The following is a 1692-nucleotide window of genomic DNA, read 5'->3' as shown; positions in this document are numbered from 1 at the left end:
GCCTCCAAATCACTGATTTGGAACCTTGAATCTGATTTGCTAAATCAAATCAATAATATCAATGAGTTTTGACCCTAGCCAGTATCGTATCCAAAATTATTCGTACCTATCCACCAAACAAAGGCGAACCGGCACATAGTCCAGGTTAACCAATAACTTAGATTGTTTCGGCCTTTCAGTTGCTTTCCCTCTTCCGATCTCGCACATGTCTCCCGTTTTTTTGGGGACGGCAATGGCGAAGAATAGAAAAATGCGCGAGGACAGCCAGGAATGGCTGGAAAGGACGTATCCGACCGAGGCATCGGTGCGGAGCCTGTTCGAGCGGCTCGTCTGGCCGAACGGCGCGCACTGCCCGCATTGCGGCTCCCTGGATGTCTGGCGCTTCCGGAACACGGGACGTTCGTCACGTGACGGTCTGTTCGAGTGTCGGAATTGCCGGGGGCAGTTCACCGTCACGACGAAGACGCCAATGCATGCCACCAAACTGCCGCTGCGCACCTGGCTGAAGGCGCTGTACGTGACGCTCATATCCTCCAAGGGAATCTCCTCGGTCATTCTGGCGAAGCAGATCGGCGTGCGACAGCCGACAGCCTGGAAGATGGCGCACGCGATCCGGGAACTGATGGACGACCGAGACGGTCGCGACAGTCTACTCGACGGCATCGTCGAGGTTGACACGACCTACATGGGCGGCCGACCTCGCAAGAACGTGGATACTCGGTACAAGTACGTCTATCGCCCGCGCGGCAAGGCGACGAAGCGCCCGGAAGTCGCCGTAGCCGCGGAGCGTGGTGGACGTGTAAAGGCGGCGTTCCTGTCGTCGTCAGCCAACAGTGAGCAGATCGGCCGCTTCATGGGGCGGTTCATCTCGCCCGATGCCCACATCATGTCCGACGACGACAAGGCGATCGGCAAGGCGGCTCGCGCCTTCAAGGATCATGACACAGTTACTCACGGCAAGAAGAAGTACGTTCGCGGCAACGTCCACTCCAACACGGTCGAAGGCATTGCCGCTCTGCTGAAGCGGACGCAGCTGGGCGTTTATCACCAACTCAGCAAGCGTCATCTTCAGCGATACATCGACGAGATCGTGTTCCGGAAGAACCAGCGCCGGACAATCGAGACCGTCAACCAACGGGACGGTACCGTGCAGGTTCAGTTCTATCACCGTCCGTTCATCGATCAGCTCGAGGAACTACTGGCCAGGGCCGTCTGGCGGCAGGTCAGGCGATCTGGAAATTATGGTCTAGATTGGCCGGAGCCGATAGCACCTGGATACATAGCGGCACCGTCATTTGCGGCACATTGACTGGGCTAAGGGCGAGTTCCAGAAGGTTCGGGCTCGTCCTCGAGATCGTCGTCGATCTCCAATTCCGGAGTAAGTACGGGCTGTCGGCCGTGTCGAATGGTGACGATTTCAATCAGGTCGCTTGTTTGGACATAATCCAACAGGTAGTCACCTACCACCAACGTTCGCGATCCTGGAACAGGTATCGCCTTACTCTTGCTTCCCAGATTCGGAAACTTACCAAGATTCTTGCGGGCTTCGCGAATGGCGTTTACGAAATCGCTCGCCGCTCTTGGGCTTCGTAGACGGAGATAGTGAGCTTCGGATCTAGAGCGTGTCCAGTTTTCAATGAATCGATTGTGATGTGACATATCGGCAGCGGTCTGATTCAAGATCTCCATTAA

2 protein-coding genes are annotated in these 1692 nt (G+C 56.0%); one reads left to right on the top strand and one right to left on the bottom strand.

Annotation, left to right across the window (positions count from 1 at the left end):
* The first annotated feature begins 232 nt into the window (after positions 1-232).
* Positions 233-1309 (top strand): IS1595 family transposase, encoded by a 1077-nt coding sequence (locus RBB44_RS25475; protein ID WP_306150613.1) that lies wholly within the window; start codon positions 233-235, stop codon positions 1307-1309.
* A 5-nt stretch (positions 1310-1314) separates the two neighbouring features.
* Here RBB44_RS25475 and RBB44_RS25470 read toward each other — a convergent pair.
* Positions 1315-1692: type II toxin-antitoxin system RelE/ParE family toxin (locus RBB44_RS25470; RefSeq protein ID WP_306150612.1), on the bottom strand; the 378-nt coding region annotated here is incomplete at its 5' end.

Source organism: Roseibium sp. MMSF_3247, assembly GCF_030733765.1.
Lineage (GTDB): Bacteria > Pseudomonadota > Alphaproteobacteria > Rhizobiales > Stappiaceae > Roseibium.
Note: the sequence above shows the minus strand (reverse complement) of the source record. Positions and strands in the feature narration are given on the sequence as shown.

Bases quoted from the DNA above. Each gene is read 5' to 3' on its own strand.
- RBB44_RS25475 (WP_306150613.1), top strand. From the start codon at position 233: ATGGCGAAGAATAGAAAAATGCGCGAGGACAGCCAGGAATGGCTGGAA.